Annotated in this window: 14 protein-coding genes and 1 pseudogene; 8 read left to right on the forward strand and 7 right to left on the reverse strand. The window is 67.4% G+C overall.

Going from position 1 to position 13296, the window contains the following annotated elements; all coding sequences use genetic code 11:
* The first annotated feature begins 472 nt into the window (after nt 1–472).
* Both ACFY1E_RS30760 and ACFY1E_RS30765 read left to right on the forward strand, forming a co-directional pair.
* On the forward strand, nt 473–1147 hold the full coding sequence (locus ACFY1E_RS30760; RefSeq protein ID WP_389081444.1) for a hypothetical protein: 675 nt from the start codon (nt 473–475) through the stop codon (nt 1145–1147).
* Complete coding sequence (locus ACFY1E_RS30765) at nt 1126–1311, forward strand: hypothetical protein (RefSeq protein ID WP_389081447.1); 186 nt, start codon at nt 1126–1128, stop codon at nt 1309–1311. Before ACFY1E_RS30760 ends, ACFY1E_RS30765 begins: the two co-directional genes overlap by 22 nt.
* Nucleotides 1312–1455: 144 nt before the next feature.
* Here the strand turns inward: ACFY1E_RS30765 and ACFY1E_RS30770 are convergent, their stop codons facing one another.
* Nucleotides 1456–1662, reverse strand: coding sequence for a hypothetical protein (locus ACFY1E_RS30770; protein ID WP_389081449.1), 207 nt, complete (start codon nt 1660–1662; stop codon nt 1456–1458).
* 212 nt (nt 1663–1874) lie between these two features.
* A complete protein-coding gene (locus ACFY1E_RS30775; protein ID WP_389081451.1) occupies nt 1875–2390 on the reverse strand; it encodes a hypothetical protein in 516 nt (171 codons plus the stop codon).
* Nucleotides 2391–2670: 280 nt separating this feature from the next.
* On the opposite strand from ACFY1E_RS30775, the gene ACFY1E_RS30780 reads away from it, so the two are divergent.
* Nucleotides 2671–4128 carry an NF041680 family putative transposase gene (locus tag ACFY1E_RS30780; RefSeq protein WP_389081653.1) on the forward strand — a complete coding sequence of 486 codons (1458 nt, stop codon included), beginning with the start codon at nt 2671–2673 and terminating at the stop codon, nt 4126–4128.
* 8 nt (nt 4129–4136) lie between these two features.
* Here ACFY1E_RS30780 and ACFY1E_RS30785 read toward each other — a convergent pair whose 3' ends face one another.
* Nucleotides 4137–4826: a hypothetical protein gene (locus tag ACFY1E_RS30785; protein ID WP_389081453.1), complete on the reverse strand. Its 690-nt coding sequence runs from the start codon at nt 4824–4826 to the stop codon at nt 4137–4139.
* A gap of 418 nt (nt 4827–5244) precedes the next feature.
* Here ACFY1E_RS30785 and ACFY1E_RS30790 point away from each other — a divergent pair, with 418 nt between their 5' ends.
* Together ACFY1E_RS30790 and ACFY1E_RS30795 are read left to right on the forward strand one after the other, a co-directional pair.
* The gene (locus ACFY1E_RS30790; RefSeq protein ID WP_389081456.1) at nt 5245–5688 is read left to right on the forward strand and encodes a hypothetical protein; all 444 of its coding nucleotides are present in this window, start codon (nt 5245–5247) and stop codon (nt 5686–5688) included.
* A 23-nt stretch (nt 5689–5711) separates the two neighbouring features.
* Entirely contained in the window at nt 5712–6182 is a 471-nt protein-coding gene (locus ACFY1E_RS30795) for an ATP-binding protein (protein ID WP_389081655.1), read from the forward strand.
* Between the two features lie 429 nt (nt 6183–6611).
* On the opposite strand, the pseudogene ACFY1E_RS30800 reads toward ACFY1E_RS30795, so the two are convergent.
* Nucleotides 6612–7480: pseudogene (locus ACFY1E_RS30800) on the reverse strand (IS5 family transposase).
* Nucleotides 7481–7992: 512 nt separating this feature from the next.
* Here ACFY1E_RS30800 and ACFY1E_RS30805 point away from each other — a divergent pair.
* Nucleotides 7993–8145 carry a hypothetical protein gene (locus ACFY1E_RS30805; RefSeq protein ID WP_389081458.1) on the forward strand — a complete coding sequence of 51 codons (153 nt, stop codon included), beginning with the start codon at nt 7993–7995 and terminating at the stop codon, nt 8143–8145.
* 89 nt (nt 8146–8234) lie between these two features.
* Here ACFY1E_RS30805 and ACFY1E_RS30810 read toward each other — a convergent pair whose 3' ends face one another.
* Nucleotides 8235–8321 (reverse strand): DUF3761 domain-containing protein, encoded by an 87-nt coding sequence (locus ACFY1E_RS30810; protein ID WP_341869859.1) that lies wholly within the window; start codon nt 8319–8321, stop codon nt 8235–8237.
* Nucleotides 8322–8334: 13 nt separating this feature from the next.
* Here ACFY1E_RS30810 and ACFY1E_RS30815 point away from each other — a divergent pair, with 13 nt between their 5' ends.
* A complete protein-coding gene (locus ACFY1E_RS30815; RefSeq protein WP_389081669.1) occupies nt 8335–8703 on the forward strand; it encodes a hypothetical protein in 369 nt (122 codons plus the stop codon).
* Between the two features lie 579 nt (nt 8704–9282).
* On the opposite strand, the gene ACFY1E_RS30820 is transcribed toward ACFY1E_RS30815, so the two are convergent.
* A complete protein-coding gene (locus ACFY1E_RS30820; RefSeq protein WP_099933756.1) occupies nt 9283–9651 on the reverse strand; it encodes a hypothetical protein in 369 nt (122 codons plus the stop codon).
* Between the two features lie 894 nt (nt 9652–10545).
* Here ACFY1E_RS30820 and ACFY1E_RS30825 point away from each other — a divergent pair.
* Nucleotides 10546–11172 carry a hypothetical protein gene (locus tag ACFY1E_RS30825; protein ID WP_389081460.1) on the forward strand — a complete coding sequence of 209 codons (627 nt, stop codon included), beginning with the start codon at nt 10546–10548 and terminating at the stop codon, nt 11170–11172.
* A 666-nt stretch (nt 11173–11838) separates the two neighbouring features.
* Here the strand turns inward: ACFY1E_RS30825 and ACFY1E_RS30830 are convergent.
* On the reverse strand, nt 11839–12474 hold the full coding sequence (locus tag ACFY1E_RS30830) for a hypothetical protein (RefSeq protein WP_389081463.1): 636 nt from the start codon (nt 12472–12474) through the stop codon (nt 11839–11841).
* Between the last annotated feature and the right edge of the window lie 822 nt (nt 12475–13296).

Here is a 13296-nt window from a genome sequence, read left to right on the forward strand (position 1 = left end):
AAGCGGGTAACGCTTGTCGGCGCTTCATGAGACAGCTGCGTACAAGACCCTCACTGTCAGTGCGATGCAGCGACAGCCGGTCCGTTGAGACAGCGCTCGCCCTGAGACACCCGAACTGTTCCTAAGCTGCGCAACATCGGAAAAGTCCGGCGGTCCCCGCTCGCCGCTCTGGTGAAGGCCAGGCGGCAGGAGAAGGAGGCCTCCGTGGTGTGAGCGGGCGCCACCGTGTGGGTGATGACAGGCGGGCGGTTCGCCGAGACGTTCAGCAGAAAGCTCGAAAACCACAGACCACTTCAGGGCCCGGTCGCGCGGCGCGGCCGGCTCGAGCCGTGCGGCGGCGCGGCCGTACCGCAGCGGCCTGGCCGCCCGGGCCGCCTGCTGGCAGCGCGGGAATAGCCAGCAGGCGGCCGGTGTCCCAGGGGCGCAGGCTGAGGAACTGGAGTGGCCCGTAGACGTCGCCCTGGCCCACCCGGTGACGCAGCTTCCGACGGGACCGTGGGCTTATGAGATCAAGGTCGACGGCCACCGGACCGTGCTGTGGCCGACCGAGGACAGTGTCCGGCTGCAGTCGCGTTCCGGCCGCGACGTCACCGCGCTCTGGATGGATCTGGCCGTGGCCGCCATGCGACTGCCGCCCGGCGTGATCCTGGACGGCGAGGCAGTGGTGTACCTCTCCGACGCCGACGGCAACGCGCGGATCAGCTTCGAGGCAGCGCAGTCCCGCGCACTCTCCAGGCCGCGCCGGGTACGGGAAATCGCCGACCGGCATCCCGCGACGTACGTGGCGTTCGACGTCCTGGCCCATCCTGCGGCGGGCTTTCCTGACCTGCGCCCGCGTCCGTACGTGGAGCGCCGCCAGGTCCTCCTGGACGTGCTCGCCGACGCCGGTCCGTCGATCGTGCCCGTGTGGTCGACCACCGACCTGGACGAGGCTCTGCTCTGGTATGCGCCGCTCGAAGGCACCGGTGTGGAGGGATCGTGGCGAAGCCGCTGCGAGGGGCCTATAAGGCGGGCCGGGTCTGGGCGAAGATCAGGCACGCGGACACCGTCGACGCGGCCGTGGTCGAGTTCGCCGGCAGCGCCCGGCACCCGAAGGCGCTCGCCGTACGGCTGCCCGACGGACGCGTGGCTTTGTCCCAACGGCTGACCACGGCCCTGTCCTCGGTCGTGGCCCCGCGCCTGGTCCCCCAGGCCGCGCGGGCGTTCACGACGGCCGGTGACTCCTACACGCCAGCCGGGGGCGATGCCGTGGTGGAGGTTGTGGCGGGCACGACCCGGCACGCAGTCGTCACCGTGGTCCGGCTGCGCTGATTCGGCCGCTGCTGCAGGCCGGTCTGAGTGCCCCCCGCAGGGAGGTCAGCCGGGAGAGCCGGCCACCACCAGAGCTCCGTCACTCGCTCTCCGGGTCTCGCTCAGTGTCAGCCGCGGTGATGAGTAGAGCAGCGCATTCTCGCGCTAGAGCTCATACCGGTACGAGGCGGCTCGTTCCAGGTCGCGCCGCTGCTGGGGGTCGGCGTCGGGCAGGGTGAGCTCAACGAAGCCGCGGCCGTCGCGTACGACTCCCCGGGAGGTGATGTTCCCTGTGATGGTCACCGAGGTGGTGCCGATGGTGAGGTAGACGCTGTCGCCGCGCAGCGGGTGGGGTCCGGGGAAGTCGCTCACGCCTCGACTCCCGCTAGAGGCACTTCGGCGATCGGGTTCCACATGATGTGCACGCCGTCGTGCCACTGCTCGGGGCATGAGGCGGGGGAGCGCATCCCTAGAGCGATGGGGACCTGATCAGCCACCGGGCGGTGGCCACGAGGTACGACAAGCTGGCCGTCCGCTACGAGGCCACAGTCACCATCGCCGTCATCAACGAGTGACTGTGATCGCTACAACGATCCGCCACTTGCTGGGCCGGAGTGCGACCCTCCGATCCAGAAGGTCAGCGCCTTCCGTCCACCTCCCAGCGACCGCCGCATCGCATTGACCAGTCGCACCTGCGCCTGCGCCACCTCCGCGCTGGCCTCCCGGAACTCCTCTTCGCCGAGTGGCGTACGGACCGGATCGACCTCCCGCGCGACGCGGTCCAAGAAGCGGTCGACCGACTGCCCAAAGCTGCCGACCTCTCCCGCAACCTCTGCGGGAGCGATCAAGCTGACCCTCGTCAGTACCGCGCTCCACTCGGCCCAGTCGTAGTCCCAACCGCGATGGTCGGCGTGTGCTCGCTTGATCACCATTGTGAACTTGGCGTAGTGGCTCAGGAGTTCCTGGTAAGCCACCAGCTGCTGATCCCGCGACCACTGATGGTCCTGGCCCCGTCTGGTGACGATCCCGCCCACCAGCACTCCGACGGTCGCCGAGGCCGCTCCAGTAACGGTCGTGATCAGCGCTTCCAGCAAAGCCACCCCAGCCCAGTGCCCAGCAACCTGCGGTCGATCCCCGATCGGAACATAGCACTGGTGCATCTTGGCGCGTCACCGCATGCGATGACCCCGTAGCGGGCGATGACATCGGTGGCCGACCGACGCTGTTGAAACACGCCCTAGCTTGATCTTTAACCTCGGGCCTCGAACAGCTCGTCGTACTTGATCACTCGCGTCGGTAACTGCCGTATGTGCAGGCGGCCTTCGGCTGACCATGTGCTCCGACCAAAGAATACACGTGATCAGCACGAAGGCCGTGGGAATGAGTCTGTTGCACCATGCTGTCCGGCAGGAAGCGTTCGCGGAACTGTCATGCTTCCGGGGCGAGTTCTACTCCTGCCTGGCCAGGCGTTCGGATGCGCTGTTCGAGCTGGCCGACGCGGTGCTGTGTGCAGACGGCCCGGTCCGCTCGCTGGTGGAGCTCTCGCTGGTGGGCGAACATCGCCGCGGACACGGTGGCCTGTATGACGCCCTGGCCGCGGGGCGGGTGGACATCGCCCGGCTGCGACGGGCACTGGCCACGGTGCCGCTTCCGCGGGCGGCCGACGGCCGGCTGGTGCTGGCCGCCGACATCACCTGCTGGCTGAGGCCCGACGCCCACACCTCACCCGAGCGGATCCTGTGTCACACCTACGGACGCGGCAAGGACCAGCACATCCCCGTCCCCGGCTGGCCCTACTCGGTGATCTGCGCGCTGGAAGCAGGCCGCAGTTCCTGGACCGCGCCGCTGGACGCCCTGCGTCTGGTGCCGGGGGACGACGCTGCCACCGTCACCGCTCGGCAGATGCGTGAGCTCATCGAGCGGCTGATGGACGCCGGGCAGCGGAAGAGTGATGACCCGGACATCCTCATCGTGGTGGACGCCGGATACGACGTGCCTCGCCTGGCCCACTTGCTGGGGGACTTGCCGGTGCAGGTGCTGGGCCGGATGCGCTCGGACCGGGTCCTGCGCCGGGCGGCCCCGCCCCGCGAGCCGGGCACGCTCGGCCGTCCGCCCCGCCACGGCGGCGAGTTCGTCTTCGGCGACCTGGCCACCTGGAACACTCCCGATGCGGCGACGGTGACCAAGACCCGTCTGTACGGCACGGCCACCGCCCGGGCCTGGGACCGGCTCCACCCCAGGTTGACCCACCGCTCTGCCTGGGTCTCCCAGCTGGGCGCCCTGCCGGTCATCGAGGGCACCGTGATCCGCTTGCAGGTCGAGTGCCTGCCCAGCGGCGCGACCCCGAAGCCGGTGTGGTTGTGGTGGTCGGGCACCGATGCCACCGCCACCCAGGTCGACCTGCTCTGGCAGGTCTTCCTGCGGCGCTTCGACATCGAGCACACCTTCCGGCTGTTCAAACAGACCCTGGGCTGGACCTGCCCGAAGGTCCGCACTCCTGAGGCAGCCGACCGGTGGACGTGGTTAATCCTCGCCGTCTACACCCAGCTGCGGCTGGCCCGACCGCTAGCGGCCGACCTGCACCGGCCGTGGGAGAAGCCGAGCCCGACCAACAGACTCACCCCGGCCCGCGTCCGCCGCGACTTTCGACACCTGCGCCCGCAGGCCGCATGCCCCACCAGAGCACCCAAACCCTCCCGCCCCGGACCGGGACGACCCCCCGGCCGCAAGAACACCCGCCCCACCCCGCGCTACGACGTGCACACAGTCCGCAAACCAGACACCCCGAAACAGCGAACGAAGAAGTCAACAACCCCAAGACCCCGCCGCACAGGTTAAAGATCAAGCTAGTCGGCCCCGACCTCCACGATGTCGTGCGGCGACCGCGGATCGATTTCGTAGTGGGTGCCGAACTGGCTGCTGAAGCCGATCACCCGCACCCTCTGCCCCTGCTTCAGGCCGGAGACGTCGATGCCCGTCTGCACATTGACGAAGACCGGCACGGGGCCCGAACCGTCGTCGACGGACAGCTTGTACCCGTAGGGGAGGTCGCCCGTGGGTGCTTGAGCGATCCTGCCGACCACCTTGACGAGCCGCCCCTCGGTGGCCTCTCCGACCCCGGCGGTGCCGACCCGCTGCGGTTTCACCGGCCGGCCCTTGCGACCGAGCTCGACATCGGAAGGATCGGCCGGGACCAGCGTCAGCAGTCCGGAGCTGTCCCGCAGCGTGCCGGTGATGCGTGCGCGCCGAAACAGGTACGCATGCACGTCGCTGCGCAGGCTGACGTAGATACCGGCGGTCCTGTCCTGCAGCCCGAATCCCTTGTCGCCGAAGCTGGATTCGAAGGCACCGGAGGGAGTCGTCACCGAGCCCGTCACGGTGACCACTGTCCCGACCGGCAGGCCGCGGGCCTGAGCGATCGAGATCGTCTTCGCCTGCGGTACGGCGACTGCCGAACCGGTTCCCAGCACGGGCGCCGCCATCAGGGCGAGCAGGGGCGCGAAGAGCAGCATGAGAAGCCGACGGGTCAGGCCCATGAATGCACTGTCCTTTCCAAAAACCAATACCTCCCAAGTGTGCGTGCACGCCGCGCACTTCACACACACGCGACCGCCGAGTGACCCTTGGTCAGGGCCGAACGCTGTGCGTTAGTGCCACCTGGAGTGAGAGGTGTGGCAGTCATGGTCTTTTTCTCGGGGTGGGGTAGCTGAGTCCTCGCGATACGCGTGCGTACACAGCGCCAGGTCCCAGACCTGTCGACGGTCAGACAATTCCTCATGATCTGCATGATCAGCGTCAGGCAATTCCCCACCCCCGTGGTGACGATTCCTACCGGGACGCTGACCATCGATGGTGCTGCTGACCGCGCTGGGACCGGCGTGAGAACTGTGCCGTTGATCCGCCGACGATGCCATCTCATCCGCAGAGGCTCGGGCGCTCGTCTAGGGTGACGCAATGGGGCTTGAACTGCGGGAACGGTGGAACACACAGCCGTTGTGGGCGAGATGGGTTCTCGCGGTGTACTTGATCGGTCTCATTGAGGGCACCGGTTCTCACGTCGCAGATCTGGTCCGTGGCGGCATCTATGCCTATGCAGCGTTTCATCAGGTCTCTCTGCAGGTGTTCTTCGTCAGCTTGGTGATCCTCGATCCGTTGGCTGCCGTGCTGGTGGGGCTTGCGCGGCGGGAAGGGATCTGGCTGGCGAGTGCCGTGATGGTGTTGGACGTCAGCGCGAACTGGTGGGCCAATCGGCACTGGCTGAGAGACGACCCTGCGCAGTTGCTCTGGCTGTTGCCCATCACCGTCTTCGGCTTGTTCGTTGTTGCGTTCGCGGTCCCCTTGCACCATGCGGTTGCCGGGGCGGCGAGCAGGTCGCCGGCGGCTCTGCCATCGGCCTGACAGCTCACGATTCTCAACCACTGCTGAACTCCGGTGAGTCCGTCATTCTGTTCGGACCCGTCGGCGTCGGGAGGACTCACGTCGCGCAGGCCCTCGGCCACCAGGCCGTCCGCCAGGGCGCCAACGTCCGCTTCGCCAAGACCAGCCGCATTCTCGCCGAGCTCGCCGGCGGCCACACGGACCGCACCTGGGACAGACGCATGCGCGAGCTCATCCGCCCCGACCTGCTCATCATCGACGACTTTGCGATGCGCCAACTGTCCGCATCCCAGGCCGACGACCTCTACGAGCTCGTCTCCGAGCGGCAGGGCCGGTCCCTGATCATCACCAGCAACAGGGCGCCCAGCGACTGGTATCCCCTCTTCCCCAACCCCGTCGTTGCCGAGTCGCTCCTGGACCGGCTGATCAACTCCAGCCACCAAGTCATCATGAACGGCCCCAGCTACCGTCCCAACAAACGGCCGAAGGGAACCACCGGGCCCCCGACCCAGTAACTGAAGCCGACCCCAGGGGCTGGGGAATTATGTGACCACGTCCCCTGGGGAATTACGTGGTCGTCGACAGTCAGTAACGGCCGGATGCCGTCGCAAGCCAGGCTGCGCCCGCCCTGCGTTCGGGGATGCTGTTCTCAGCCGCGGACACGAAACGGTTCGCCCTGTGGTCCGCCACAAGGGACCTGGGCGAACTGCCCGAAGAGCTGTGACACGGTCGCATCCAGAACGCCTGGACCGTGGAAGCCGTGTCTGTCGAGGTGCCCTGCGGCTGAACTCGCAGACCATTACGAACCAGACGTCGCGAGACTACGCCGAGGCCCTGGGTGTCCGGGCAGGACCCTCTGTCCTCTAAACGACCTGGCCACTTCCTGCCAATGCTCACCGCAATGGCAGAAGGTTGCGTCTGAGAGGTCGTTTTCTCCGGTTGTTTCATACCGGGATGCGAATTTGATCCAATGATGTCGGGTCGCGCCAGGAGATGGTGGTCTCGCCCGTGAGGCGGCGGGCCATCAGGTCGGTCATGGCGAGATGGATCATGGCTTCGGATCGGTGCGGGTGGGTTTCGTAGTCGCGCGCCAGGCGCCGGTGCAGCATGAGCCAGCCATAGGTCCGCTCCACCGCCCAGCGTTTCGGGATGGGGGTGAATCCCCTGGTCCCGTGGGCGCGTTGGACGATTTCGAGGTCGCTGCCGAGGGCAGCGGCGTGCTCGACGAAGTGCTTGCGGTAGCCGCCGTCGACCCAGACCTTGCGCAGGGTGGGGTGGTCGGTGGCGGCCTTCTCGAGCAGGGTGCGGCCGGCGGTGGAGTCCTGGACACCGGCCGCGGTGACCAGCACTGCCAACAGCAGGCCGAGGGTGTCGGTGATGATGCGGCGCTTGCGGCCCACGATTTTCTTGCCCGCGTCGATGCCCTGCGTCCGGGCGGGCACGGAGGTGGAGATCTTGACGCTCTGGGCGTCGATCACGCAGGCCGAGGGGTGACGGTGCTTGCCTTCCTGCTGGCGCACCAACTCCCGTAACAGGCCGTTGAGCTGGGCAAAATTGCCGTCGGGCTGCCATTTGGCGAAGTAGCCGTAGACCGTCTGGTGGGGCGGAAAGTCGTGCGGGAGGTAGGCCCACTGGCAGCCGGTGCGGTCCACGTACAGGATCGCGTTCATGATCTCGCGCAGGTCGTGCCGCGGTGGCCGGCCGAAGTCCAGGGCCGGCCCCGGCGTTCGAAGCGCCAGGCGGACAGCACCGGCTCGATCAACTCCCAGCGGGCATCGGACAGATTACTCGGATATGCACGACGGTCGGTCATGACCTGGGCATACCGCCCTTCGGAGGCGTGCGCCCAGGCGTGTTCTGGCTTGCGGGAGCACGGGACACATTCGGGCGTCCTGGAATGAGACAGGCGTAAGTCGACCCTCTCCCCACACGCCACACCATCCGCCCCGCGAGCCGCGGCCCGCACTACAGAATCACCAACACCAGACCATCAGCAGACGCAAACTCGCGGATAACACCGCACTACAGAGGAAAACGACCTCTGAGCAGCCGTCTTCAAACGCCCATACACGACCTCGCCTAGAAGGCAGCGGGTTCAGACACAGGCTCTGAACCTGGGCCGCCACGGCCGCAGGTCGACGTACAAGCCGCTCTCTCCGTCATCGGCAGGAACCCACTCGGCGGCCGGACAGTACAACACAAGGACAGCCCAGCAGGGCGTCAGTTAGCCCCCGAGCCGCGGCCGCCGGAACCTGAGTATCAGCATCAATGTCAGACCCGCCTGCCACGCTTGGTTACAACTCTGCACGGAGGGAGGTGAAGTGAGTGTCGAAGCAGCAGAAGGCTGCGGTCGGGATGGTCGTGGCGCTGGCCGCGAGCGCGTACCTCAGCAAGTACGCCAAGCAGCAGGGCGCAACGCTCGGACTGTCGGCAGCTGTGGTCAGCGTGATCGGCCTGGCCGTGGGCCACGCCATCTGATAGCGGCACCAGGGCCCCGCCCTCCCCGTTGACAGCAGGGAGGCCGGGGCCCTGTCGTGCCGACTCACCAGTCTGCGCCCAAGCACACCTCAGCGGTAGAAGACGGCCACACCGCCGTGATGCGAGCACGCTCCCTGATGGTGCGCGGCATAGGAGTAGCTGCCGTCGTTGCACAGCGCCGTCGCACCGTTGCCAGCCGAGGACGATCCGCCCGACGAGGACGAGCCGCCACTGGACGACGACGAGCCGCCCGAAGTCGACCCCGAACCAGCAGCAGCCGCGTGCGCGGTGACGGTCACCTTCACCTTGACCGTCTTCGTCACAGTCGGCGCCGGCTCAGGTTTCGCGGTCGCGGTAGCCGTCGCGGTGACGGTGGCCGTGGCCGTTGGGCGGACCGTGTCGGCCGCAGCGGTCTTCGTGGTGTTCGGGTCGCTGGCGCCGGCGCCGATGCCGAGGAAGAAGGCGAAGCCGAGCGCGGGCAGTACGAACCGCTTCCGTGCCCACTTCGGTGCGATGCGGACAGGCTGCGGTCCGCGCTGCGGCGGCATGGGCGGTTGAGGCGGGTAGTAGCTCACGGGTCCCCCCAGGTTGCGTTGCGTGCTGGGTGAAACTACAGGCGCCAAATCGTCCTATGTGAGAGAAGCGTAAAGGTAGTGATGGAGTTGTGATCTATCCGTTTATGGGCCAGGGCACCACCACCCGGCCAGTGAACCCTCCGACGGTCAGACCCGCGCGACACCGCACGAGCACCGCACGCGACTTCCTGCTGACTCTCCGATGCAGCAGCTGCTCGATGCTCCACGATCACACGAAAGCCCCGGCCGGGTGACAGTGGCCGGGGCCTTCAACTGCGCTCACGTCTGCGGCGGATCGTCTTGGCTGGCGAGCTCGATGCCGCGCCGCTTGGCGAGCCAGATCGTCGCCCCCGTCACGAAGGCGCACGTCACCGCCAACCACGACAGCCCGAGCGTGACCAAGGCATGCAGGCCGTTCGCTCCCGCGACATGGATGGCATGGATACCGACGACCGATGTCCGGAAGCCATCGCGGCGCGGCTTCGTGGGCAGTGCGACGACGGGACCGCCGGGACCGGTGTGGTCCGGCCCGGCGGTCCCGTTCTCCGTGGCGAAGGGTGCGCTACGGTCGGTCGAGGGTGATGGAGTTGATCGGCGTGAGGTTCTCGTACGCCCAATCGTCCTGGAAGAGGATCTCGACGCAGTTGGTGCCGCCGTAGTTCTTGCACAGGTGGGCGGTGGCGCCGCCGTACTGGTTGTTGAGGACCGCGTGGTCCCCGTACTGGTTGCTCAGGTTGTGGTAGCCGTAGCTGGAGTACTGGACCGTCGGGTGCGGGTCGTCGAAGGGTTCGACACCCTGGGCCCAGATACACACGTTGCCGGACCTGCATCCGTACACCGTGTCGTCGCCGGCCTGGGCGGCACCGCTCATCGCCACCACTGCCGTGGCCGCGGTCGCGAACGCGGCCACGGCGCTCATCACCTTGCGCATGTTTCCCCCTAGCGTATGGCCTGCATCGTCGCAGGCAGAGCTTCGAGTTGACGGGAGCAGATGCGGTGATCCCTCCATCCACTCACGAGTAGCAGCCCGGGTGACCGAGCAGGTCCTAGCCTTCAGGGCCGACCGCCGCGAGTCTTGTACGAAGACGCAATCACAGCGGAGGAACATCAGCAGTGTCCGAACCGATCGACCAGCCCGGCGAGTACCCCGGGCGGTCGGCCGCTTCCTTACGCGGCATCGTCATCCCATCGCGGCCACCACATGGCAGGGGCGAGGCCCGCAAGGGTCACCCTGTCCTCGGCGAGCGTCACTCTGCTCCAAGAGCGACCGCCATGGACGTGCGGGTTACAAATCTCTTGATCGACTGCATTCAGACCTTTCTTGTCCTGATCACCACTGGATCGGGGCGTTGTGCTGTTCGGCCCAGTAGGGGTTCGCCGAGACATCCATTGCTGTTCACTCCGCGCCTCTGTGGCCAAGCCTTTTGATAACGGTCAAAGAGCGCTGGTCAGGGGATGGAACGGTGTCCGGACAGCGCAGTGCGTGCCTCGTGGGTGCGGTCACTTCGGCCTGCCGCTCGTCTTCGTGAGGCTGTGGTGACGGGCGCTGTGACTCCGACCGGTTTCGTCGGGTCAGAACGTACGTTCCGGGGGAAGAACACCGCCATCATTTCGAAGACCATCGAAACGTGCCCGGCTGTGGGCTCCCACTCGGTGCCGCCCCGATGGTCCCGTCAGGCGAGGGGGCTATGCCCCAGCGAACCCGGTGGCAGGACGGTGACAATCGGGACGGATCCGTAGCGGACGTACGGGGCAACCGGCGCGGGCGGTGGTGGGTCGTACGGGGGGCAAGGGCACAAGCCCGCGCATTCGACCGGGGGAACCAATGGGGGAAACCATGCAGATCCGTACCCGAGGCATCCGTACCACCGTGTCCGCGCTGGCGGCCGTGGCCGGTGTCGCCGCAGCCGCTGTCCCGGCCGCCGCCACGCCGGCCTCCGACACACCCCGGTTCCTGGAGCCGGCCGAGCTGCCGCCCCACCCGTCCTCGCCGTGGTACGCCGGAGCGGTCGCGGCCGGCCAGCCCGACCCGCTGCCGATGTGCGTGGGCGACGCGCTGCCGTCCACCACCTCGCACCGGGAGTACTGGACGGAGTACGACACGAACGCCCAGCAGCTCACGGTCGAGGGGCGCAGCGAACAGTGGGCGAAGGACTTCGCGGCGCTGCTGCGCAAGGACCTGGCCGGCTGCGCGAAGAAGCTCATGCAGCAGGACCCGGACATCACGGCGACGCAGAAGTACTACGGCCGGCTGAATGCCGAGGAGGGCGCCGACGTCTACGGCATCCACACAGCCTCCGCCCGGGGCTCCTCCGACATCAGTCTCTTCTCCGTCGGCCGCGACGGCGCCACCGTGACGATCGTCCGGTGGAGCCAGATGGGCACCTTCCAGCACGCCCCAGTGGCCGACTTCAAGGCCACGACCGTCACGGCGGTGAACAAGCTGTACTGAGCTCGTCGCGCACACCACGGCGCCCCCCGTTCCCCGGGAGGGCGCCGTCGCCGTTCCGGGCCGGGGCCCATGCAAATACTGCGCTGCCTCCACGACACCACGTTCCTGGCATCCCAGGACCACCACCATGAGCAGCGCCAGGTCCTCGCCGCAGGCCTTCGCCTCACACCGGACAGCCTCACAGCGCACCCTGTCCACCAGGGAAAACAGGGTTGTGTGACTCACAGCAGGAGCCGGGTATCAGCGAGCGGCGAAGGTTCAGAGGAGGGGGGCCGTGCAGGGCGCGGCGGTCGCCGTTGACCGTTTGCCAAGCGATCTTGACGACAGTTCCTAGTGCACCTGCGCACTCGCCCTGGAGACGGTCACCCACCACCTGCTGAAGCTGGAACTGGCCAACGCCGCCCGCGGCCGGCTACTGCTGCACCGTGTAGTGCTTCTGCGGGCCCGCCCGCACCAACGCCCTTGCATTGGAGCGCTGTTGACCCGAGCCACTCCGCACGCCGCCCTCTTCGCCCGCACCCATGGCCGTCTCCGTCCTCGACGTGCCCCTGCGTGGCCCGCGGCAGCCGCCGCACGAGGCATCCTCCCACACGGTATGGATCGTTCAACGATCCTACAAGAGGGCGTTCTTCCGGCCGGCACCACACTGCCGCAGCCGCTATCCCTTCAACAGGCCCAGCTGTCCTGGCTCGACACGAGCCGCAAGGGAGCGTTCAGGGCTTCGTGGCCACAGTCTTCCTGGGCCAGCGGAGCAGGGCCTTCGCGCGGCCGAGGCGCCCGCACAGCGCCGGACGGGAGTCGCGGTCTCATCCTGGCTGGGGTCCACTCAGTCAGAGGGAGCCACCGGCCCATGCTGGGTTCCGTCGCGGTGATGCTGAGCAGGCGTTCCATGCGGCTACCGCAGCCTGCACAGTCGGGCCCGTCGGGCGGCTGGGTCCATCCCGGGTAGCCGCCGACCTTGCTCTGTTGGGTGGTGGCGACTTCGAAGTAGTCGTGGCCCTTTTCCTCTTCCTCCTTCAGGGCCTGGAACCGCTGGTCTAGTAGCTCGCCGAGTCCCTCCGGCAGGTCCCAGTTCGGGTACTCGATGGCCGGAGTGGGGGAAACGGTGCATGGACGCGGCAGGTAGTCCTCATCCGCGGTATGCGGACGGGGCGGCTCCCCCACCATGGCGTCGGCGGCCGTCAGCGCCGCGCTGCGCCAATGGAGCCGGGGGTTGGCCACGTACTGGTCGTCCTCATGAACGAGCGGGCACCACAGGATCTGCAACAGGTCTGTGCCAGCGGGAAAGATGAGGCCGGGCACATCCCGTGCCTACAGCTGGACAACCGGGACCATCGCGACCGGCTCGGGCCCGACGGGTGGCTCGAGCGGTTTGTAGTGGCCCGGTTCGGCGCGCATCGGCCAGGGCTCGTCGGCCGGCCACAACAGCGGCCCACCGATAGAACTGTCACCCAGACCCGACTCCCCGGCCCGGGGGTACAGAAGGGTGGCCTTCCGCGCTGTACCGATCAGCTCCGGAAAGACGGCCTCGACATCGCAGGGAAGCGGAGCCAGCAGCCGGGGCCAGGCCGGCTGGTCCTCGACGGTGTCCCGCTACGCGTTCCCTGGCGGCATGGCGCCTCCTGGTGCTGTCAGTCCCTAACGCGCCAACACTAGCCCGCGCGCGACCCGTCCCAGCAGGGGGCATGATGCTCCCTGAAGCTCTCCACTCCGTAGAACCTCGTACCGAATGAGGCGACGAGCACCCCTGGTCGATTCCAGGGCTCTGTCCGCAGTTCCGTGAACCCACGAAGGACGTGGGTGGACAGGCGGTGCGTGAAGTTCAGAGAGCCCCGGGGTGGCCCGTGGCGGCGAACTGATCAATGACATCGTGAAGTTGCTCAAGGAAGTCGCGCAGACTGGCGGCCACGGCATAGAACTTGTTGTTCCTTCGACAGCACCGGAACTCCACGGCAGCGTGAGTGCGGCAGTGACGGCGTCGAGGTCCTGGCGGAGGAAGCCGGCGAAGCCCTTCATGGGCTTCGCCGGCTTCCTGTTCGGCCTGGCTGTCGGCGGTCACGTAATTCCCCATCCTCGATCAGTTCCGCGTCACGTATTTCCCCACCCGCGCGGTCAGGATTCCCC

Origin of the sequence: Streptomyces sp. NPDC001604, from assembly GCF_042893475.1 — a bacterium.
Lineage (GTDB): Bacteria > Actinomycetota > Actinomycetes > Streptomycetales > Streptomycetaceae > Streptomyces.